This is a genomic window from Thermodesulfobacteriota bacterium (genome assembly GCA_035325995.1).
Taxonomy (GTDB): Bacteria; Desulfobacterota_D; UBA1144; order Nemesobacterales; family UBA2774; genus JADLGH01.
Genome location: DAOKYU010000010.1, coordinates 26,128 through 47,821, shown reverse-complemented (window position 1 = coordinate 47,821; position 21,694 = coordinate 26,128). Strand labels below are relative to the sequence as shown.

General features: G+C 54.9%; 23 protein-coding genes and 2 tRNA genes. 9 read left to right on the top strand and 16 right to left on the bottom strand.

Annotation, left to right across the window (positions count from 1 at the left end; genetic code table 11):
• Positions 1-25: 25 nt before the first annotated feature.
• From clpX to PKC29_12650, 7 genes are all read right to left on the bottom strand, one after another.
• Positions 26-1,303: an ATP-dependent Clp protease ATP-binding subunit ClpX gene (gene clpX, locus PKC29_12680; protein ID HML96272.1), complete on the bottom strand. Its 1,278-nt coding sequence runs from the start codon at positions 1,301-1,303 to the stop codon at positions 26-28.
• Positions 1,300-1,899 carry an ATP-dependent Clp endopeptidase proteolytic subunit ClpP gene (clpP, locus tag PKC29_12675; protein HML96271.1) on the bottom strand — a complete coding sequence of 200 codons (600 nt, stop codon included), beginning with the start codon at positions 1,897-1,899 and terminating at the stop codon, positions 1,300-1,302. The genes clpX and clpP overlap by 4 nt, the downstream gene beginning before the upstream one ends.
• Before the next feature lie 23 nt (positions 1,900-1,922).
• Complete coding sequence (tig, locus tag PKC29_12670; GenBank protein HML96270.1) at positions 1,923-3,227, bottom strand: trigger factor; 1,305 nt, start codon at positions 3,225-3,227, stop codon at positions 1,923-1,925.
• A 404-nt stretch (positions 3,228-3,631) separates the two neighbouring features.
• Entirely contained in the window at positions 3,632-4,033 is a 402-nt protein-coding gene (locus tag PKC29_12665) for a DUF202 domain-containing protein (GenBank protein ID HML96269.1), read from the bottom strand.
• A gap of 246 nt (positions 4,034-4,279) precedes the next feature.
• The gene (locus tag PKC29_12660; GenBank protein HML96268.1) at positions 4,280-5,404 is read right to left on the bottom strand and encodes an acyl-CoA desaturase; all 1,125 of its coding nucleotides are present in this window, start codon (positions 5,402-5,404) and stop codon (positions 4,280-4,282) included.
• Positions 5,405-5,717: 313 nt separating this feature from the next.
• Positions 5,718-6,269: an ImmA/IrrE family metallo-endopeptidase gene (locus tag PKC29_12655; protein ID HML96267.1), complete on the bottom strand. Its 552-nt coding sequence runs from the start codon at positions 6,267-6,269 to the stop codon at positions 5,718-5,720.
• Positions 6,235-6,594 carry a helix-turn-helix transcriptional regulator gene (locus tag PKC29_12650; protein HML96266.1) on the bottom strand — a complete coding sequence of 120 codons (360 nt, stop codon included), beginning with the start codon at positions 6,592-6,594 and terminating at the stop codon, positions 6,235-6,237. The genes PKC29_12655 and PKC29_12650 overlap by 35 nt, the downstream gene beginning before the upstream one ends.
• A gap of 173 nt (positions 6,595-6,767) precedes the next feature.
• Here PKC29_12650 and PKC29_12645 point away from each other — a divergent pair, with 173 nt between their 5' ends.
• From PKC29_12645 to PKC29_12635, 3 genes are read left to right on the top strand one after another with little or no spacing between them, the layout of a single operon-like run.
• Entirely contained in the window at positions 6,768-7,991 is a 1,224-nt protein-coding gene (locus PKC29_12645; GenBank protein ID HML96265.1) for an SAVED domain-containing protein, read from the top strand.
• On the top strand, positions 7,981-8,880 hold the full coding sequence (locus PKC29_12640) for a nucleotidyltransferase domain-containing protein (protein ID HML96264.1): 900 nt from the start codon (positions 7,981-7,983) through the stop codon (positions 8,878-8,880). The genes PKC29_12645 and PKC29_12640 overlap by 11 nt, the downstream gene beginning before the upstream one ends.
• Positions 8,862-9,560, top strand: coding sequence for an SEC-C domain-containing protein (locus PKC29_12635; GenBank protein ID HML96263.1), 699 nt, complete (start codon positions 8,862-8,864; stop codon positions 9,558-9,560). The genes PKC29_12640 and PKC29_12635 overlap by 19 nt, the downstream gene beginning before the upstream one ends.
• Before the next feature lie 18 nt (positions 9,561-9,578).
• On the opposite strand, the gene PKC29_12630 is transcribed toward PKC29_12635, so the two are convergent.
• Positions 9,579-10,145 (bottom strand): MarR family winged helix-turn-helix transcriptional regulator, encoded by a 567-nt coding sequence (locus PKC29_12630; protein ID HML96262.1) that lies wholly within the window; start codon positions 10,143-10,145, stop codon positions 9,579-9,581.
• Positions 10,146-10,242: 97 nt separating this feature from the next.
• On the opposite strand from PKC29_12630, the gene PKC29_12625 reads away from it, so the two are divergent.
• Positions 10,243-10,476 (top strand): thioredoxin family protein, encoded by a 234-nt coding sequence (locus tag PKC29_12625; protein HML96261.1) that lies wholly within the window; start codon positions 10,243-10,245, stop codon positions 10,474-10,476.
• A gap of 165 nt (positions 10,477-10,641) precedes the next feature.
• Positions 10,642-10,830, top strand: a complete 189-nt coding sequence (locus PKC29_12620; GenBank protein ID HML96260.1) for an IPTL-CTERM sorting domain-containing protein — start codon at positions 10,642-10,644, stop codon at positions 10,828-10,830.
• Between the two features lie 90 nt (positions 10,831-10,920).
• Here the strand turns inward: PKC29_12620 and PKC29_12615 are convergent, their stop codons facing one another.
• Positions 10,921-11,832: a D-hexose-6-phosphate mutarotase gene (locus tag PKC29_12615; GenBank protein HML96259.1), complete on the bottom strand. Its 912-nt coding sequence runs from the start codon at positions 11,830-11,832 to the stop codon at positions 10,921-10,923.
• Positions 11,833-12,077: 245 nt separating this feature from the next.
• On the opposite strand from PKC29_12615, the gene bioC reads away from it, so the two are divergent.
• Entirely contained in the window at positions 12,078-12,893 is an 816-nt protein-coding gene (gene bioC / locus PKC29_12610) for a malonyl-ACP O-methyltransferase BioC (GenBank protein HML96258.1), read from the top strand.
• Between the two features lie 189 nt (positions 12,894-13,082).
• Here bioC and PKC29_12605 read toward each other — a convergent pair.
• Positions 13,083-13,167: transfer RNA gene (locus PKC29_12605), tRNA-Leu, on the bottom strand.
• A gap of 3 nt (positions 13,168-13,170) precedes the next feature.
• Positions 13,171-13,246: transfer RNA gene (locus PKC29_12600), tRNA-Lys, on the bottom strand.
• Between the two features lie 347 nt (positions 13,247-13,593).
• Between PKC29_12600 and PKC29_12595 the strand changes: the two genes are divergently transcribed.
• The 3 genes from PKC29_12595 (at position 13,594) to PKC29_12585 (ending at position 17,788) form a co-directional block, all read left to right on the top strand.
• Positions 13,594-13,995, top strand: coding sequence for a hypothetical protein (locus PKC29_12595; protein ID HML96257.1), 402 nt, complete (start codon positions 13,594-13,596; stop codon positions 13,993-13,995).
• 213 nt (positions 13,996-14,208) lie between these two features.
• A complete protein-coding gene (locus PKC29_12590; GenBank protein HML96256.1) occupies positions 14,209-16,455 on the top strand; it encodes a TonB-dependent receptor in 2,247 nt (748 codons plus the stop codon).
• Positions 16,456-16,522: 67 nt separating this feature from the next.
• Complete coding sequence (locus PKC29_12585) at positions 16,523-17,788, top strand: sialidase family protein (protein HML96255.1); 1,266 nt, start codon at positions 16,523-16,525, stop codon at positions 17,786-17,788.
• A gap of 7 nt (positions 17,789-17,795) precedes the next feature.
• Here the strand turns inward: PKC29_12585 and PKC29_12580 are convergent, their stop codons facing one another.
• From PKC29_12580 to PKC29_12560, 5 genes are all read right to left on the bottom strand, one after another.
• On the bottom strand, positions 17,796-18,695 hold the full coding sequence (locus tag PKC29_12580; GenBank protein HML96254.1) for a hypothetical protein: 900 nt from the start codon (positions 18,693-18,695) through the stop codon (positions 17,796-17,798).
• A complete protein-coding gene (locus PKC29_12575; protein ID HML96253.1) occupies positions 18,688-19,116 on the bottom strand; it encodes a hypothetical protein in 429 nt (142 codons plus the stop codon). Before PKC29_12575 ends, PKC29_12580 begins: the two co-directional genes overlap by 8 nt.
• Positions 19,117-19,169: 53 nt before the next feature.
• Positions 19,170-19,871 carry a hypothetical protein gene (locus PKC29_12570; GenBank protein ID HML96252.1) on the bottom strand — a complete coding sequence of 234 codons (702 nt, stop codon included), beginning with the start codon at positions 19,869-19,871 and terminating at the stop codon, positions 19,170-19,172.
• Entirely contained in the window at positions 19,858-20,685 is an 828-nt protein-coding gene (locus PKC29_12565; protein ID HML96251.1) for a DUF2092 domain-containing protein, read from the bottom strand. The genes PKC29_12570 and PKC29_12565 overlap by 14 nt, the downstream gene beginning before the upstream one ends.
• A gap of 307 nt (positions 20,686-20,992) precedes the next feature.
• Positions 20,993-21,619, bottom strand: coding sequence for an aquaporin (locus tag PKC29_12560; protein ID HML96250.1), 627 nt, complete (start codon positions 21,617-21,619; stop codon positions 20,993-20,995).
• Positions 21,620-21,694 lie beyond the last annotated feature (75 nt).

Here is a 21,694-nt window from a genome sequence, read left to right as displayed (position 1 = left end):
TCTCCTTAACTACTGGATTCACATCCTACGTTCCCAGGCGTGCCTCCTCTTCGTATATAAAGAGCGGCTCGCCGGTTCCGTTTATCACATCCTCTGTAATGACGCAGCGCCGAAGCCCTTTAAGCGACGGAACCTCGTAGGATATATCGAGCATCACGGTTTCGATGATGGCTCTGAGCCCTCTCGCGCCGGTCCTTCTTGCTATGGCCTCGCGGGATATGGCTGCCAGCGCACCGTCCGTAACCTCGAGCTCGACACCTTCGAGCTCCATCAGTTTCTGGAACTGCTTTATAATTGCGTTTTTCGGTTTCGTAAGTATCTCTATGAACGATTCCTCGCTCAGCTCTTCGAGAGTCGCGACGACCGGTATCCTGCCTACGAATTCCGGTATGAGGCCGAACTGTATCTGGTCCTCGGGCTGAACTGCCTTCAATAGCGCGCCGAGGTCCTTTTCCGCCTCGCCGCCGAGCTTCGCTTCGAACCCGATCGACTTCTCTCCTATCCTCTGCCTCACTATATCCTCGAGCCCGCAGAACGCGCCCCCGCAGATGAAGAGGATGTTCGTCGTATCGACCTGCAGAAATTCCTGCTGCGGGTGCTTCCTCCCGCCCTTCGGCGGAACGTTGGCCTTGGTCCCCTCCATGATTTTGAGGAGAGCCTGCTGAACTCCCTCACCCGAAACGTCTCTCGTTATCGACGGGCTGTCGCCTGTCTTTCTCGCGAGCTTGTCTATCTCATCTATATATATAATACCCTTCGAAGCCCTTTCAAGGTCGTAATCTGCGGCCTGGAGAAGGCTGACTATCATGTTCTCCACGTCCTCTCCGACGTAGCCCGCCTCGGTATAGCACGTGGCGTCCACGATCGTAAACGGCACGTCGAGCAGCCTCGCCAGCGTCTGCGCGAGGAGGGTCTTCCCGCTCCCCGTCGGGCCTATCATGAGGATGTTGCTCTTCTGAACCTCTATCTCGGAGTTACGCTTCCCGCCGTTGTAGGCGTTCAGCTCAACCCTCTTGTAGTGGTTGTAAACGGCTACCGACAGAATCTTTTTCGCCCTTTCCTGCCCTATCACGTACTCGTCGAGGAACTTCTTTATCTGTGACGGCGTCGGCAGCGTCGAGTACCGCTTCTTGAGCACGCCTTCCTTGGCGTCCTCGTCGGCGATTATCTCGTTACAGAGCTCTATACACTCGTTACAAATATAGACCGTCGGTCCCGCGATGAGCTTCCTGACTTCCTTCTGGCTCTTTCCGCAGAAAGAGCAGTAGAGCTTCCCTTCTTTCGTATCTCGTCTCGAGGTCACTTCTGAGCCTCCTCTCTCTTAGTAATTATAGCATCTACGAGCCCGTACTCTAACGCGTCGTTCGGTCTCAGGAAAAAATCCCTGTCGGTATCCCTCGAAATCCTCTCGATGGGCTGGTTCGTATGCTTTGCGAGTATACGGTTGAGCTCCTCTCGCATCCTGAGGATTTCCTTCGCGTGTATCTCGACGTCGGTAGCCTGCCCCTCGAAGCCCCCGAGCACCTGGTGCAGCATCACCCTCGCGTGAGGGAGAGCGTACCTCTTGCCCTTCGCCCCGGCTGCCAGAAGAACGGCCGCCATGCTCGCGGCCTGCCCTATGCACATGGTTGCGACGTCGGGCTTGACGTACTGCATCGTGTCGTAAATCGCGAGCCCCGAGGTGACCACCCCGCCCGGTGAATTGACGTAGACGTAGATGTCCTTGTCGGGGTTTTCCGACTCGAGAAACAAAAGCTGAGCTATTACCGTGTCAGCTACTGCGTCGTTGATGGGTGATCCCAGGAAAACTATTCTGTCCCGCAACAAACGGGAAAAAATATCGTATGCCCTCTCGCCCCTGCTAGTCTGTTCAATTACGATGGGTACATAGCTGGACATTATCTTTGAGTATACTGATTCTCCTATTTATTGTCAACGTGATTCGGCTCCCCCTTAACCTCCTCGATCGCTGCATTTTCTATAATAAAATCAATGACTTTTTGCTCTACGAGGTTCGCGTGGAGGCCCTCCAGCATGTCGTTCTGGCGGTATACTTCGCGCACCTGTTCCAGGGTCACATTATACCCCGCGGCGACCTCCGAAAGACTCCTGTCGATGTCGTCTTCCGTCGCCGTTATCGACTCCTTCTTCGCTATCTCCGCGAGGAGTATGGAAGCCCTCACATTCTTGTCCGCGCGCTCATGGATGACGGCCCTGGCCTCTTCCCCGATAGCCGACGCCGGGATGCCCCTTTGCTGGAGCCCCTGCGCCGTGTTCCGGGTGAGACGGGTTACTTCCTCGCTAACCAGGCTCTGCGGCGCCTCGACCGCATTCTTCTCCACCAGCGCTTCGACGGCCGCCTGCCTGAGCTTGGTCTTCGTCTGCTGCTCGGCCTGCGCCTCGAGGTCCTTCTTCACCTGCGCCCTGAGCGCCTCGGCGCTCTCCTGCCCCACTTCCTTGGCCAGCTCGTCCGTGAGCTCGGGGACGATCCTCTCCTGAACGTCCGTCACCCTGAACCTGTAGCGGACGGTCTTCCCCGCCGCCTCTTTAATCTGGAAATCCTCTCCGTAAGGTACCTCGAACTCCTTCTCCTCGTCCTTCTTCATCCCGACCACGTTCTCCTCGAACTCGGGGATGACCCTGCCCTCGCCGACGACGAACCGGAGCCCCTCGCGCTTTAGGTCCTTCACCGGCTCGTCGCCGATGAATCCCTCGAAGTCCACGATCACGACGTCGCCCTTCTCCGCCGCGTGCTCGCCTTCGTAGGCCCTGGCCTCCGCCCTGTGCTCGAGGAAATGCCCGATAGTGTGCTCTACGTCGTGGTCCGTTATCCCCGAAACTTCCTTCTTGAGCGGGAGGCCCTTGTACTCGCCGAGCTCCACCTCGGGCAGCACGTCGAATATCGCGGAATACTCGAAGTCCTTGTCGAGCTCGAAAGGGTCCGGCGGGTTAATCTCCGGCCTGCTTATCGGGTGCGCCGACACTTCCTTGAGCGCCTCTTCGAGCGAGCTCGTCACGAGCCTCGTCGCCGTCTCGCCGAGTATCTCCTTTTTGAACATCGATTCCACGACACCGGCCGGGGCTTTGCCGGGGCGAAACCCCTTTATTTTCGCGGTCTTTCTTATCTCGCCGAACACCTCGGCGCGCTTTTCTTTCACCACCTCGGCCGGAATCACGACGTCCACTTTTTTCTGTGTCGCACTTAAATTTTCAAGGCTGACTTTCATCTGACTCTACCTCGCTCGTTCTCGGGGATAAATTTATACAATATTGATAAGCTCTTATATCATAATTAAAAGTTTGTAATTATACCCGGAATTTGAGGGTGTAAATAACCCGTCCCCATGAGCGTAATAGTTATGATGCGGGAGATCCATGGAGGCTTCAAGAATTTGCGGAGAACCTCTGATATTGCAAGCCGTGTAAACGGCGCGGCAATACCCCTTCGGGGCCAGCGGGCCACCAGGTGCCGCGGCCGCGACACCATCTATCCGTCATCCTTTCAATCCGTCATTCTGCTTGTCGCGGCGCAGCTTTCAGCGAAGCCGGGAACTTGTTTCAGTATCTATCTTTGTGCCTTTCTTGTGTAGTCATGCCGCCTGCCCGGTTACGGTGCGTTTTCTCTAAATACCTATCCCCCGAGCTCGATATATATAAGGTATCCCGCCAGCGCGAGCCCGAAAACGGCCGTCACGATAGCTATCAGGTCCACGATAAACCCGGCCGGCGCGAACTCGCCCTTTTCGAGCTGCCTGTAAGTGCTCCTGTAACGAATAAGCCCCGCCAGCGTCAGCAGCACCCCGCCTATTATCGCCACGGTCCCGAGCCACACCGTAAGCCCGGCGGTACGTTCGTCGCCGCCCATGAACTGGTGTATCGCGACGGCGAACCTCCCTATGGCGAACCCGAAGACTACGATGGCAATGCCGGTGCGCACCCATGCGAGGAACGTGCGCTCGTTGGCCAGGTGGTCGCGGGCGCGGTTGGGGTTCTCGCTCAGCGGACGTAGCGCGTCGTCTTTCCGGTCGGACATGACCCTGATTTTACTTCATAGAGAGGTAGACATAAAGGGCGCTTGGATATAGAGACCCGGCAGGATACTTTACGCCATCTCTGACATGCAATACATACCACTAAATTTCCCCTCCCCCTTTCCAAAGGGGGAGGGCTTGGGTGGGGGTTTACCTTTGCCAGTCATTGCGAGGGTGCAGAGTACCCGCGGCAATCTCACGGACCATGCCCGCCATCCGCGCTCCGAAGATGGAAGCTCCGCCCCCGGCTAAGCCATCCCGTCCGCGTCTGCCCTCCCCAGGGTCCGGAGCCAGTTGTAATGCGCCCTGAGCCCCGAGAAGAAGCTCCCGTAGGAGTTATACGTAATGCCGTACTCTTTGCACGTATCCTCCACGATGCGCGATAGGGCCGGATAGTTTACGTGGCATATCCTCGGGAACAGATGATGCTCCACCTGGAAATTGAGCCCGCCCAGATACCACGTAAGGAGCGTGTTGTTCCTGTCGAAGTCCGTCGTCGTGCTCAGCTGATGGACCATCCAGCTCGTCTCCATCTGCTCCGAGCCCGCGGGCTGGACGGGAAATCCCGCGTCCTCGTTACAGTGCGCGAGTTGAAAAACGACAGACATTATGAGCCCCTGGAGGAGCGTCACGAGAACATAAAACCCAATCACGTTAAGCACGGGATAGAAGAACGACGGGACGACGAACGCCAGCGTGAAGAAAACGAGCTTCCCGCCGAAGAATATCACTGCGTCCCACCCCTTCGGGCGCTCGATCTCGTGGCCGTTGATCTTCCCGGTGAAATAGACGTAAAAATCATCGAACACGTGCCACTTTATCGCCAGGAAACCGTAGAGGAACCATATATATATGTGCTGCCAGCGGTGAAAGAAGTAGCGCTTGTGATGCGGGCTCAGCCGCGCGAATATCCCCGCCTCTATGTCGTCGTCGTGCCCGGCGATGTTCGGATACGAATGGTGGAAGTAATTGTGCTTCCTGTACCACAGATACGAGCTCCCGCCGATGAGGTCGAGGAACGTGCCCATGCCCCTGTTGATCCACGTGCGCTCCGAATACGCCCCGTGGAGCGCGTCGTGCATCACGTTAAAGGAAAGAGCGTTCAGCGCCAGGCTCAGGGATACGACCGCTAGCAGGAGCCCCCACGCCGGAAGCCCGGCGAAGACCAGGAGCGCATACGACGCCGCGACCCACCCGACGGCGATAGCGCTCTTCAGATACATATGCGCGTTGTCCTTGCTGGAAAGGTCGTTTTCGCCGAAATACATCGAAACTCTTTTTCTGAGCTCCCTCTCGAACTCGGTGTTCGGGGAAAATCGTATCTTCGTGTTGGCGCGCGAAAGCCCGCCGGTCTCCGCCTGAATTGTGGTCATGTGCTCGCTCTTTTCGTCCGCGAAAGATAGAGGTCTTCCGTGGCGCGCGTATTTTTTGATTGTTACGAAGCCGGAGGCGGGTATGCCCTAAGCAAAACCTGAAGCCAGTTTGAAGCTCCGATAACGGTAATCAACCGGACCGTTTAATACCCCTTCTCTTCGCCGCTTCCGCCTTCGGCCGCGGCGCTCTGGAACACCAAAGGTCCGGAAGACCCGTTCCGGGGTAATTCGAATCGGGTGATAGTATAACGGTATGACTCGGGATTAACAATCACACTTATGGGCAGGCGAGAATACACACTTAACAATTGAACTAGGATGTGTGAGAAGTTATTAGTCCTAAGTTGATTAGTCGATAGGTCATAGCTTGTATACTTACTTTATATTGATCAGCTAGCTTATCTATATCTGCCTCATCAAACATTTCTTCTGATGCTAGTTCTCGGAAATCCTTCCGTAACATAAAATCTGGCATTAACAATTCAGCCGCAAAGGTATTGGATTCTATCTCATCTTCATCAATCGCAAGAGAAGAGACATCATCTCGCAACCTTACCAGAGAAGGCAAGATTTTATCGACATGCGGCCCTGAATGAGAATGAAGCAATAAGTGGCCAATCTCGTGTGCTATAGTAAATCTTTGACGTGTTTTAGGGTGAGCTGAATTAATTCCTATAATGACTTTATTTTTATCCTGAATTAGCACACCTGAAATTGCATCGTCTTCCTCAAATTTTTCTTCATGTATTTCTGCTTTTAATATTCGTGCGATTTTTTTGACGTTAACAGGTGGACGCTTGATGTCAGCTCTTAGAAGTAACTCCTTGACCTTATTTTGTATCTCCATTTTTCTTCTTATCTTCATAGCGTGTACCCTCCCTTGCTTGGTCTAAAAGATCCACTAGCCATTTTTGTACATTAGGCTTTAACCCGCTAGGTAATGTGTCCATGATATTCGTATCGCTTAATTCAATCTCGGGCAATAACGACTGGACGGGTATATTAAAAACTTGTGCAATAGAGTAAAGATCGTGTATTTGGATTTTTTGTGAACCGCTCTCTATATTCGTAATAGAAGTTCTTGTTAGCCCAACTTTCATAGCTAGTTCATTTTGAGTAAGTTTCTTCTTATTCCTTTGGACGCGGATGAGCTTACCAATTTTTGTGTATAACTGTTTTTCGCTATCCATAACACACCTCAAACATATAATTTTTACTATAACATAAAACAACTCCACGTCAACTACGCTGACCTTTAATAGTCAGTAACACTGACGCGTTGGCATTATAGTTTGCATGTTTGACATTACAAGAACTACCGCATATACTGATAGGCAGGTTAAAGATGCAGTAGGAGAATTAAATGGACGATGAAACTCAATTTCCAATCGAACACCGACTACATGACAAAAAAGATAGCTCAGAAAAGGCCAAAAAGCCTGGTAAAGAACGAAGGCCCAAAATTCATGCATCTGTACAACTGAAGCTCTGGGTTGCAGCTAGAGGGCGATGCGAGTTTTATGGTTGTAATGAATATCTTCTAAAAGATGGATTAACCCTTAAAGAAACTAATTATTCGAACATTGCGCATATTGTTTCATGGCAACCTACGGGCCCACGCGGAGATGATCCATTACCATTAAACCAGAGAAATAAATTTGAGAACCTAATGCTCGTTTGCACCAAACACCACATACTAATCGATAGCACTGACCATGTAAACGATTACCCCAAAGATTTACTACTATCCTTTAAAAAGATGCACGAAGAACGGATTGACATAATCTGTTCTGCTATTCCTGAGTGCATCACTACACTCGTACGCCTTAAGGCAAACATAGGAGGGGAGATCGTAAAGATATCCGACTCAGAAGTGATAGAAGCTATATTTCCAAATTATCTAAGTAACGGATGTGTAGAAATTGATCTGACAGGACTTCCCGGAGATGGTGAGACCCCTTACTGGGAAACAATGAAATTAGCAATAACAGAAAAAATCGATGCCTTCTACAGGCTGGGCTTTGGAAATAACTCAGTTGATCATCTTTCAGTTTTTGCAATTGGTCCCATACCTCTATTGATACATTTAGGCTTTTGTATAGGAAATAAAACTACAGTTCACCTATACCAAAGACATCGCGACACACAGTGTTGGAAATGGAAAGAGAAAGCGGACGAACTCATATATACAATTAATAAATTATCCGAGGGGGAAGATAGCCAAGAAGTTGCTTTAGTTTTATCACTCAGTGGCAAAATACATAAAGAGAACCTTCCTGAAGAAATAATAAAGAAACTCCCAATTTACGAAATCAGCCTCGATGCTCCCAAACCATATCCTGGATTTCTAAAAACTAAAGATGATTTAGAAAGATTTCGAGAAAAATATCAAGAAATTTTAGCAATGATAGTTGCCGAAAATAAAAATATAAAGAAGATCCATCTCTTTCCTGCTGTCCCAGCGCCGATAGCAGTATTGTGCGGTAGAGAATTATTACATAAGGCGCATCCTCCTCTCATCGTTTACGATTACAACAATGGTAAAGAAGGGTTTAATTTCACTCTGGAGGTAAATAGTGATAGCTAAAGAATATTTAGAGGCAGTTCTTGAAGACCAGAAGCTGTCAAAGGGTAGCGACGAGCTACAGAATCTGACAGCTAAGCGTGATGAAGTAGAAAATTTACTCCGAAATGAATTCGAAGAGAGTAACCCTACGATAAGATATGGTGGATCTAAAGCCAAAGGCACCATGATTAAGGACTCGTATGACCTTGATGTCATATGTTACTTTGAGAATGATGACGACAAAGCTGGTGAGACATTAAAGGATATCTACAATAATGTGCACAAAGTTTTACAAAAAGAATATTTAGTTGAACCCAAAACATCCTCGCTCCGATTGAAAAGTTCAGACCCATCAACACTTGGAGTTGACTGTAATATTGACGTAGTACCTGGGAGGTTTACTGATGACAAAAAAGAAGATGCTTTCTTGTATTATGCTAAAGCTGAGAAAGAACGACAGAAAACGAATCTGCAAAAACACATTGATCACGTAAAGAATAGTGGCTTAAAGGACATCATTAAGCTGATGAAATTATGGAAATTTAGGCGTGACATATCTGTTAGAACGTTTATCCTGGAATTATTAACAATAGAAATCTTAAACGACTTCGACGGTACAATTGATGAGAAATTAGTTCATCTCTGGCAAGAGATGAGAGACAATATTAACGATTATACTATTGAAGATCCTGCTAACTCAAACAACGACCTTTCTGACATGTTTGATGATTATATCAAGACTTCACTCGGTAACGCATCTAGGAGTACTTTATTCGACATCGATACATATGGATGGAAAACCGTTTTCGGAGAAGCAACAAGCAAATCTAAATCTGAACGTATCAAAGTCATAGAGAAAGTCGCGGCAGGTATAGCTAATCCAGTACGACCATGGGCAAGAAAAGATTAAAGAAGAAAACACTAACTATTAGCGAAATATGCAGCGAAATTGAACAAATCATCAAAATAAAGTATCGAAGCCTCAAACTAGTTTCAGATGATGATAAGCTGCGCCTAAAGGGTATCTTCCCGATCATCGACCCTGAAAATGGCAGCGAAATTGATAGATATAAAATAGAGATAGAATTCCACCCAGATTATCCTGTTAATATGCCGATACTGCGTGAGACACAGGGAAGAATACCAAGAACGATAGATCGTCACATTGTTGGAGATGACGGAAGGGCATGTTTATTCGTAAGAGAAGAAGGTTACAGACGTCTCTCGCAAAATCCATCGATCATATCTTTTATTGAGGGACCTGTATATCAATTCCTTTTAAGTCAATCATACTATGAGCTAACTGGGGATTGGCTATTTGGCGAATGGGCGCATGGACCTGCTGGCGTCTTCGAATTTTATTCTGAGATTTTGGAAACAGAGGATCCCAAAATAATTCTGACCTTTGTCAAATACCTGAGCAATAAAGAGATAAGAAACTACTGGCGTTGTTATTGCGGTAGCGGCAGAAAATTGAAGAAGTGCCATCTAACATTCATGTACAAGATACGGAACCAGATCCCATCTTTTATTGCTGATGATACATATAAATACATCTTATCACATCTCAAATCCAACAAAACTAACTAGTAAGACAAAAATCACCCCCTACGCCGCCCCCTCATGCTCGCGGCAGATTTTAAGGCTGTCTACGTCAGAAAGCGGCTCCAGTGTAAGGCCGCACTGGTGCGAGCGCGGAAGTGCGTTCTCCCTGAAGAACCTGCACGTCCGGCAGACGCCGAACGTCCGTCCGCCGTTTCGCCTTTGGAGCCCCGTGAGGATTTTCGAAAGGAGCCGCACGAGCGTCTCCTTCTCCCCGGGCTCCATCTCCGAAAGCGCTTCGGCGAACGCCTCCGGGACGTCGCCGCCTCCATTCATCTTCCGGCCCGTGGCCGTAAGGACGAGATGCACCACCCTCCCGTCCTCCTTGTCGGGGCGCTTCTTGACGAGGCCCTTCCTTTCGAGGACCCCTATGCTCTGGGACGTCGTCCCCTTCGTCGCGCCCAGGTAATCCGTGACGCCGGCCGGCGTGTCGGAATAGCGGTTACAAACGGACAGGTACCCGAGGATTTCCCTGTGCACGGGCTCGAGGCCGTCGCCCGAGGCGCGCGCCCCGGCCCGCATCAGGTTCCCGAGCCGCTCGACAAGGGACAGTATTTTAGCGTCGTCCTTCACGACTATAATTGTATCGTGTCGAAACCAGCTTGACAATCCCGCACGCACGAGAGATAATAGTATCGAATCGATACTATTATTCAGGAGGTTCAAACAGATGAGTAAAGCCGTTTTCTATCACGCGGGATGTCCCGTATGCGTAAGCGCGGAAAGGGGCGTCGCAGAGGCGCTCGACCCGAACAAGTACGAGGTCGAGGTCGTCCATCTCGGCGAACAGAAGGGGAGACTCGCCGAGGCCGAGGCCGCCGGGGTAAAGTCAGTCCCCGCGCTTGTGCTCGACGGGCAGACGTATCACATTAACTTCGGGGCGTCCCTGAGCGATCTGAAGTAAGCTGTATTCTCGCCATTTCCGGCAAGGGGCCGCCGGCTCGTCGGCGGCCCCTTGCAACTGGACCCGTCTCCCGGGGATTGACATGGATTCCACCGTATGATAATTCTATGATGAGCAGGATATTGGAAATTCATTTATACTCTACCTATCCCAGGAGGTTTGAATATGAGGCTGATTCTCGCGCTTATCGCTCTTTCGATGTTATCCGCCGCGGACGCGTTTGCAGGGATTGAAGCGATACCCGTAACAAGCGTACCCACACTCAGCGAGTGGGGGATGATCGTTGCGGCCGCGGCCCTGATGCTGGCAGGCGTTTTGTTCTCGATATACAGAAGGCGTGCGGCGAAAGCATAAGGCATAATACCGCAGCTCTCGCCCATAACGGGAACATCCGGATATAATACGGCGGCCCTTGACCGTATACGCAGCACATATTCTGAACGTCTAACGTTCTTCAGTTGTAACGTTCAGTCCCAGCCTGCGCTCGCCGCCGGGAGGGAGATGAACAATATCGTCGCCCGCATTAGCGGCTTCGACGCAGACAAAACGAAGATAGTCACCGTCTCCGAGGTCGCTCATGCTCCGCGCTTTTTCCTTCCACGGGTTCCAGACTACAGTCGAGCTGCTTCCTGATTTCCTGACACGTATATTCCTGTCGAATCCCGGATCCGAGATCACGCACTCTTTTTCCGTGTGCATATATATCCTGTCGGTCTCGTCCGATATTTGAATGGGGCCGTTTTGTTTTTTCACTTTGAAACCGTCCACTTTATCGATGTAGCCGGCATTCTCCAGACCGCTAATCGCTATATCCTGAATCGCGCTTATATTGTAGTAGCCGTGGAAAGCGCTCGTGATCGAGAACGGCTTGTCGCCCGTGTTTTTCATTGTGAGAACAAGATCGAGCGCGCTCCCTATCGAAATATCGAGATCAAGCTCAAAGGAATAATCCCAGAGATCCCGTGTCGCTCCGCTGTCCGCAAGTCCTAGCGTAATGCTTGTCTCCCCGCCGGATACGAGCCCGGCCTTATTTACCGTCCATTCCGTGATCCTTGCAAAACCGTGGGCAGGCTTCGATGCGTCGGTAGGATGGTCGGCAAACCACGGCCAGCTTACCGGCACCCCGCCCCTTATAGCTTTATTATCTTCATACCGGCTGAGGGCGCTTAGAAATAATAAAGGCTCGCTTCCCACCGGCGCGTAATCAGTCACCTGAGCGCCGTGCAGGAATACGCGGGCGGCTGCGGAGTCGTTATTCACTTCCGCATATATCAATCCTCCGGGAGCTTTCTTAAACGTTAAACAACCCGGAATCGAAAACCTTTCGTTCAAATCATCTAAAGTAGAATCGCTCACGGTGGGAATTATATCAGGAAATGGGTCAGGCCGTATTCGGAGAAATTGTGCGAGAGGGGTGAGGGAATGCGCCCGGCGAAGGCGCGAGCAGATACCCAATCCCGACCCGGCTTCAGTACCTGTAACCAGGGACTTATTGACCCTAGCCGAATATAGCGCGAAACGAGGTCGGGGACCCGTGCTTGCCCGGATATAAAAGGGAAGGTATTGTTCCGTCACCCTTCCCCCTTCGAGGTCCGGCGGCCATGCTCGACAAACGACTGGTAAAGATGCACTTCAGCGTAAGTGCGAAGAATTACGACCTGTACGCTCACGTTCAGAAAAAAATGGCTTCGCGTCTGATCGAACATGCCGACCCTGGACAGGAGCACTCCATCGATGCGATACTGGATATCGGCTCCGGGACCGGGTATCTCACAGACCTCCTGATAAGGCGCTTCCCCGGCGCGCGGGTCACGGCGGTGGACATCGCCCCCGGGATGATCGAGCTGGCCGAAAGCAAGCTCGGCAGGCACAATGTAAAATTCCTGTGCGCCGATGTCGAGGAAATGAATTTCGAAGAGAATTTCGACTTCATAGCCTCGAACGCCTCTTTCCAGTGGCTCAACGATACCCCTCTCACGCTCGAAAAGCTTTATTCGGCGCTGACGGATAACGGCGTACTGTGTTTTTCGACCTTCGGCTCCCTCACATTCTCCGAGCTCCACCAATCCTACAGGAAAGCGATGCGGAACCTCGGGCTGGAGAAGAGCGCTCCACCCGGGCAGTCGTTCTACACACTGGAGGAATTACGAGGAATATGCGCGCAAATCGTAGGGCCGGGCGGCGGGGTGAGATGCGAGGAATCGCTCGAGTATATGTACTTCGACTCCGTGAGAGATTTTTTCATGTCGGTGAGAAAGATAGGAGCCAACAACAGCAACAAGGGCTATACGCACAAGAACCCATCCCTCGTAAAAGAGCTGACCAGGGTCTACGAAACCGACTTCAGCGAAAATAACAGGATAAAAGTAACCTACCACTGCCTGTACTTCGTCCTCGGAAAATCGACGCGGGGCTGAAGGATCGACAAACCGTCCTCACCGTCACGGCGCCTCCGGCGGGGCGTCCGGCATAACGCCGGCCAAAACTCTCGCGGCTATATCGTCCATGGAAAACAGTCCCCCGATAAATTGCGGAGCGAACGGCAGGGCCTTAAACGGAAAGCTCGACGGGAATGCGTGTCGTCGAATTCGAACGGGCTTGGGTTTTGGTGCGAGAGGGGGGAGTCGAACCCCCACACCGGGTGGTACAGGATCCTAAATCCTGCGCGTCTGCCAGTTCCGCCACTCTCGCAAATGGTGGGCTGTGAGGGAGTCGAACCCACGGCCCGATGATTAAGAGTCATCTGCTCTACCAGCTGAGCTAACAGCCCACACCAATTGCAACGTTAAGTTTTAGAATACCTAAATTTTTAGCGGATTTGGAGCGAGTGGTCAAGCCACCCGTTCATCCCGGTTTCCGGAAGTGGTTTTATTATAACGATCATTCCGGCAAAATCAATGTTTTGCGGAGACTCTTTTTATTCGACGCGCAAAGGGGCACCGCCCGTGCAGATACATACGTAACTTTACACCCTCATACGGGGCTCAAACCGCGTTTCGCCGCGCGATTTCCCCACTGAACGCTCCGCACGCCCCCGCGCCCGACGCCCGCCCCGCTTCTTTGACATAACCGGCAAATCCGGTTTAATTAGTTTTGTTCTCGTTGCGGGCCCGGCAAATGCAAAACAGATTTTTAAAACGCACAGCCATAATCTCCCTGATCGCCGTTTTCACGGTGAGCTTCGTCTCGTATTCCATTCTGAGCTACATCCCGCCCGCAATCGCGCAGCACGAGCTCGCGTACTCGATCGAGCACTGCCCCACTCACAACGCAGAGCCGACAGTCCACGTCCTGACCGAGTTCTTCCAGGATTCGGGCAAAGAGGGACATGAAAAGCACTGCGTCTGCTACTCGTGCGATCTCAAGAGGCCGCACTTCACCAAAACCGAAAGATTCAGCTCCCCCGTAAGGGAAGAGCTTGTAATTTACATGCCCACGCTCGAAGAGCAGGCATACGTAAAAGACATAACCAGGAAGATCTCTACACGCGCCCCGCCTTTCTCCTCCGCAGTTTCCTGATTTTTTTCATTTTACATACATAAGACCACGGGTCCCGGTCCGCCCGGACGGGGGCTTATGGCGCGGGGATTGCCTCCTTTGTTTCCACAGCCCCCGCGACCGTCGAGGACTTGCAAGCTTCCCTCGATCCCGCATCCAACGCCCCGGCGCGCCGCGAACGGCCGCAACCGGCTCCGGCTCCCGTGAGCGCTACACATACCTTGGAGGAGAATCATGCGGACTTTTATACTTGCATTCCTCCTCTTCGTCCCGGCCGTGCTCCCGGCATTCGGGCAAGAGGAGAAGGAACAGGATATTCTTATCGCGGATCACACGGAGCAGCACACGATGGAAACGGTCGTCGTCGAAGACAAGCCCATCGACCTTTCGACCCCCGACAGAATGCTTTCCCCGGAGGAAGCCGAGATGATGATGATAGATTCGACGCCCGGGGGCGTCGGCTTCGTCGACGAGAAGCAAATCGAGGAGTCGAGGGCCAACACCTTAAAAGACATGCTCAATTATGTCCCCGGCGTAATAGTGAGAAACAGGTACGCCGACGATTCGCAGGTAATCATCCGCGGCTCGGGCCTCAGGAGCAACTTCCATCTCCGCGGCGTAACGGTTCTCATGGACGGCTACGTATACGGAAACGCCGACGGGTTCAGCGACCTGGAGACGATAGAACCGCTGACGCTGAAGTACATAGAGATTTTCAAAGGCGCGAATTCGCTCAGGTTCGGCGGCAACACACTCGGCGGCGCGATCAACTTCGTCACGAAGACGGGCTACGACGCCGGGCTCCTCGAAGCCAGGAGCCAGGTCGGCTCTTTCGGCTACTTCAAGAACTACCTCGGCACCGGGCAGGTCTACGGGCCCTTCGACTTCTACACGGGCCTCACCGATACCGAGCTCCTCGACCCATACCGCAAGCACGGAAAACAGGCGAGGAGAAGGGCCTACGGCAACTTCGGATACGAAGCAGACGACGGCACGTCCTACAGGCTCGACGTGACTTACGTACGCAACGAGGAGAATTACTCGGGGGCGCTCACATTTCAGGAATACAAGGACAACCCGAGACAGGCCAACCCCGAGAGCGTCCTCTACGACGAGGGCCGGTTCTACGACTACTACAGGATCGCGTTCGGCGTGAGGAAGCCCATAGGGACGAACCAGGCACTGGAGTTCCTGACCCAGGTCAATATCACCAACATGGACCACCCCCTCAGCTTCGCCGTCCTCGACATGGATACCTACAACATCGGCGGTGAGCTCAGGTATCTCTACAACACGAGCATAGGCGGCATGCTCAACAACCTCACCATGGGCGTCCAGTTTTACTACACCCTCCAGCAGGACCAGAACTGGGCCAACGACTTCGGAAAGCGGGGTGAGAAAACGAAGGACCAGGACAACAAATCCCTCCTCACCGCGTATTACATAGAGGACCAGCTCTTCCTCGCGCCCCAGTTCTCAATCCTGGGCGGAGCGCGCGTGCAGTACGCCCACAGGACCGTTAAAGACCACTTCCTCGTGGACGATGACGACGCCTCCGGCAAAACGGACTTCTTCTCCGTAACGCCGAAGGTCGGCTTCATCTGGCAGACGAACCCCGACGTCCAGTTCTTCGGCAACGTCTCGACGAACTACGAGCCGCCGATAATGGTCGAGCTCACCTCGCCTGGAAACCTCGGGGGACTCGGCTCGCTAAAGGCCCAGAAGGCACTCCAGTTCGAGCTGGGAACGCGCGGCATGCTCTGGGACAGGGTCAGGTGGGACGTCTCGGTCTACGACTACGAAATATGGGACGAGATACAGAACGTGAATGTCCAGCCGTTCCCGGACGCACCGTTCACGGTGCCGAAATACCAGAACATCGACAGGACGCGGCATTTCGGCGTCGAGGCCGGGGCCGACATACTGCTCCTCGAGAACCTTGCGTGGAGAAACCCGCTCGCCTCGGGCGACACGCTCAGGTCGATAACCTCGTACACCTATTCGCACTACGTCTTCGTCGACGACCCGGTCTTCGGCGACAACGATCTGCCGGGAGCCCCGCCTCACTACTTCGTCAGCGAGCTCAGGTACGACATGCCCGTCGGGGTATGGGTGGCGCCGAGCGTCGAGAGCGTCTTCGAGAGTTATTACGTCAACAGCGAGAACACCGCCAAAGCGGGCTCGTACACGATATTCAACCTCGAAGTCGGCTGGGAGTTCGCCGGGGTGATGTTCTTCGCCGAGCTCAGCAACGTCTTCGACAAGAACTACATATCCGGCGTGGTAGTCGACGACGCCAACGGAAGATATTTCTACCCGGGCGACGGCAGGGCGTTTTACGGCGGTATACAGTGGACGTGGCAAAAAGGCGCAACACCCGAGGGCGTCGCCATGAGCAACGCGCTCAACCAGAACAGCGTCACCAACGCATTCAGCCGGAACAACATGAGCTACGCGTTCAATCATGAAAGTATAAGATAATTATCAATCGGCCGGCGGCTGCTCCCGCCCGAAGGCGGGGGCGGTCGTCTCGCCCGGGAGAACGAAAATGAAAATAAAGAACCCCGTAATCCTGATCGCGGCGCTGGTAATCGTCCTCGGGGCGATGTTATACCTACACAGCTATTCGAAACGAGGCGGCGAGGCCGAAGCGCCGCAAGGCACGGCAAACGCCTTCACCCTCGGCGAGAGGATCGAGATACCGCACGCCGGATACGGTCACGAGGTGCACGTCTCCGGCCCTTCCGTCGCGGCGGACGGCGAGGGCGGCGTCTACGTCGCGTGGATCGCGGCGGGCCACGACTCGAACGACCTCTACGTCGTAAAGCCCGTAACGGGTGAGGAGAAACCCGTCCGCGTGAACCCCGGGGGGCTGTCGGTGGATTCCGTCCACCAGTCGCCCGGCATCGTAACCGGCCCCGGCGGCGAGGTGTACGTATCGTGGGCGTCGTCGAAGGACAAGCCCGAGGGAGTCGTCTTCGCGAACGACCTCAGGTTGTCCCGGTCCCTCGACGGAGGAAAATCGTTCGACGCGCCGATCATGATTAACGAGGACAGGCCGATATCCCACACGTTCGAGGGTATTGCAGCCACAGGTTCCGGGGACGTGATAGCCGCGTGGATAGACAGCAGGGGAGGATGGGACAAGCCGGCCACGTTCCTTACGACCGTATCCGGTAAGGGCGCGGCCGTGGGTAAAGAAGTGAAGTTCGGCGGCGAGACGTGCGTCTGCTGCAGGGTCAGCGTCGCGGCGGCGGACGGGAAGGAAGCCGCCCTCTGGAGAGGCGTCGCCGAGGGCAATGTCCGCAACATGGTGCTCGCGCTCGGCGAAGGCGGCGAGTTCGAGCAAGCCGTGGTTCACGACGACGGGTGGAAGCTCGAGTCGTGCCCGCACAGGGGCGGCGAGGTGGCGATAGGCGACGACGGCGAGGTCTACGTGATCTGGTATACGGAAGGCACGGCGGGAGTGCCGGAGATACTGTTCTCCAGGTCCGAGACTGCCGCGATGCCCGCGCCGCTGAAAATCGACTCGGCCGAGGGGTCCATCCCCGACCAGCCGGGAATAGCCGTAAACGACAAGGGCCGGGTCGCCGTCGTGTGGGAGGATTCGACGGCCGTGAGGCGCAGCATCAAGATGAGGTTCTCGGCCGACGGCGGAAAGACGTTCGGCGAGCCCGTCGTAATCTCGAAGGCGATAAAGTCGTTCATGCCCGACGTCGCCGCCGCGCCCGACGGCAGGTTCGTCGTCGTTTGGCACGAAGAGCACTTCCCGTCGATCAGGACGATAGTTCAGTTTGTCGAGCCGGGCGCGTAACGCACGATCACAACAGACGCGAAAAGGTATAGTAGCCGTAGAAGATTATGAGGAGGAACGCAGCGGCGTAGAGGAGCCGCACCCTGTTCTTTTCTTTTTCTCCCCTCCCCTCCTCCGCCTGCGCCGCGCCCATGGCGAGGAGGAGCCACCCGAACCCGTCCACGTTCGCGACGCCGTACGTCGTGACGCAGAATAATATAAGGAGATAATCCCTTAGCCCCGAGACCCGAATCCGCGCCGGCGCGAGGAACGATACGGCGACAGCGGCCTCTATGGCTACGGTCCAGTATGTGAGAAAGCGGGAGAGGGCCGCCAGCCTCGGGGGGATTTCGGAGATGCCGCTTCCGGCGTAATACGCCCCGCCGCCGAGCATGAAATCCCTGAGCGCATCGTAGCCCCCGGCCGAAAGCCCGCCCGCGACGCGGGCGAACCCCTCGAACCGGGGATCGACGAGCAAAGTCACGCCGAAGAAAGTCCCGTTCATGAAATCGGGCGACAGCACGAGCTTCCAGAGGACCGAGAACGCGAACACGAGCCCTATCATGAGCCGCGCGTTTATCGAAAGGAGCCTTTCCGGATCGCCGAGCGAGAGCGCAAGGGTTACGGCGAGGCACCAGTAGAAAAGGAGGTACGCATGGTTGTCCGGGAGAGGCCAGTCGAGGACGACCCGGAGGCCCGTGAGAGCCGTGAGCCCGAGCCACAGCACGGGGGCGCGGAGAAGCCCCGGCGCGAGGAGCCCGAGCGCCGCGAGCGCGAGAGTAAACGGGCGTACCGACCACCCGCCCACCGGGCGGAGTAGCAAATCCACGAGAGTGAGACGGAGCGCGAGGTCGAAGGCGCCCATGCCCGTTATCGAGGCGAGCCCCCGCCTGAGTCTCCCTTTCACCTGCGCCCCGGCGTCACTCAACCGCGGCCTCCAGCGACTTCACGATCCTCGGCGAAGGCGCGAGGGTCTCCGGGTCGTACTCCGCCTTCCAGACCTCTATCACCACGGCCCGGGGCGTCGCCGTCTCTGGCGTCTGCACACGGGCGATTCCGAGCGCGAGGGCGGTCAGCCTGGAATCGGTCGGCAAGGCCGCCGCCCGGAGCGCCGCGTCTTCAAGGTAATCCGGAATCTCTACCTCGCGCCTCACGCCGGGCGTGAGCACGAAGGCGCGGACAGTCCGGCTCCGGGGGGCGTCGGGCGTAGAGAACATCCCGAACCCTCCCCCTGCCCACGGGCTCAGCGACGCGGTTTTGACGAGGTATATCTGCGACAGCGCGAGCACCACGAGCAGTATCACCGGCAGGTAGCGGACGCAGGTATGGAATCCCGTTTTATATCTCACGTTTTCACGCTGCACTCTTGTTCAGCGCGTGGGGCGCAGTCACCGCCGCCCGATCAGTAGCCCGGCGGAGCCGCCACGGACATGTAGACCACGTCCCCGTTCTGATACGCCTGATTATACCAGTTGGGGCCGCACTGATAATACGTGACCGCCCCCACTGTTACGACGGTCGGCGTGCACGTGAGCGAGTTGAACGCCGACACGGTGAGCGCCGTCCCGAGGGCTATCACCGTGGCCGCTGCATAGGGGTACTCGACATTCTCGCCCCACTCCCAGTCGTCGTGATACTCGTAATAGTCGTGGTGCTCGTAATACTCCTGCCTGTCGTTCCGCGCGTTTCTCCCATACTGCTGCCAGTCCTCGCGGTTCTGGTCCTTCCAGTCCTGGCGGTCGTCCTGACGGTCACCGCGGTTGTCCTGGATCTTCTGCGCGGCATCCGGGTTATTCGCCTTGAAGTCCTGGGCCTTCTGGCGAGCCTGCTGATGACTCCCCTGGCCGAGCTGGCGCGAAGAACCCGACCGGCTCATCTGCTCCGAAGACCGCGAGCCGCGGTTGAAATTGCTCGACCTCATGGAGCCCGAGCGCGCGGGGCCGCTGCGGCTTATGTTCCTGTTGCCGCTCATCCTGTGGCCGCCGCCTCCGCCTCTGCCCCCTCCCCTTCCCCCGCGGGAATAGGCGTCGAGCGCCGCGCCGGCGACGAATACGAAGACCGCCGTGAATATGAAAAGCCTGAGCCATGTTCTATTGTGCGTCATTTTTCTTCCCCCCCTCTTTCTCCTCGGTCTTTATGCTCTTCCTGAGAACGGGCGCGAACTCGATCTTCTGCATCCCGTCGGCGGGCTTGAACACGAAGAGAGAATCCTCGACCTCCGGCTTGAAATTCCATTCCTTAAAATCCGCCCTGTACTGCGGCGACGACGGAAACGTCTTGTAATCCACGACGAGCCTAGTCTGTAAAGGATCGCCCTCGGACGCTATCCACGTCTGAAAGTCCAGGTTCTGCGTCCGGAACGCAAGGTGCTCCGAAAGGACGCCGTGTACCGTGTCCTGCTCGACGAACCCCCCGGCGTACACCTCTTTCTTCAGCATTTCGCCGACGTCGCTAGAAACCACCTGCCCTATGGGCAGCGGCATGTCGAGGTCCTCCGTAAAGTAATCGACTGCCTGGTTTATGTCCCCCGGCCTCGGGACGGTGGCGTAGACGTTCTCCGCGAGGTCGGCGTAATAAATATCCTTCCCGTCGAAGACGAATATCTTCCTGGTCCCGTCCCTGCTGACGACCTCGGAATAAAGCTTGTCCGGCCTTACGACGACGACCTTGTGAGCGCCGCCGAACTCGAGCTTCTGTCCGTTGCCCTGAAGAACGTCGTACTCGACGTCGGCCGTAAAGCTGAACCTCTCCGCCTTCGAAAGAAACCCCGTCATTTCCACGAGGTCGGCGAAAGCCTCGGGCTCTATCTTCGGCCCGGTCTTCGCCTCGACCCCCTCTTCCGTCTGCGCCCCGGCGGGCAGGCCCGCCGCGAGGAGCGAGACGGCCGCCAAAACCCACACTGCAAGGACTTTTCTCACAACACACCCCCTTTGTTTACTCACTGCGAAGACGGCCCGGACGGCGATATGCGTCTCCCCGGCCGGTGCGCTCCCGGGCTTCGCGGTCCGGCAAAACCTTGCGCCTCGAAAACGGACCCCGGCCACGGCATATCTTCGGAGAAGGCCGCGGCCCGGGTCCCGCAATAGGGGTAGGAGATAAACTCCCCGGGCCTCAGGGCTCGATCGAGGCCGCCGCCGGGAGGCGTTTCCTTTTGCTTCTCTCATAGCTGCGGCCAATAACGGCTATCGGCGCCGGGGCCCGGCGGACGAAATGCCACCGCTTCCGTTACCTGTCGTCCGGGTTGAGCGCATTAAAAACGAGGGCCGCTGCCGCCCCGCCGAGAAAATCCGCCACGAGGAAAATCCAGATGTTGGCCGCGGTCGATATGCCCATGACGGTTATGCCGAGCGCTATCGCCGGGTTAAAAGCCCCGCCGGAAATCGCCCCCGCAGCATAAACCGCTATGACGACCGTAAAACCTATGGCCAGGCCATAGTACGAATTCCCGGCCGTGTTTTTCGACGTCGCGGTATTCAGCACGACATATGCCAGTGCGAAGGTAAAAAGAAATTCCACGATGAATGCGTGGGCGACGTTGGGCGCCATGGCCGTGATAACCGGATTGCCCTTGAGGTAAAGCGTGAGAACCCCCGCCACGATCGCCGCCAGCCACTGCGCTATCATGTAAAAGGGCACGTCCGGCGCGGGGCATCTCCCCCTCATCCACACCGCGAGCGTCACGGCCGGGTTGTAGTGCCCGCCCGAAATGTGACCGCCCGCGTACACCATCACCATGAGCACGGAGCCGATGGCCAGCGGCGCGCCGACGCCGGCTCCCGGGTCCAGAACCGTAAGACCCACCGTGAGCACGAAAAAGAAAGTCCCTATGAACTCCACAGCATACTTTTTCATTTCCCATACCTCCAAAAAAGTGTTTTAAATCGAGCTGCGGCCCCCTTTCCACTGCCGCGGACTATGCTGCAGCAC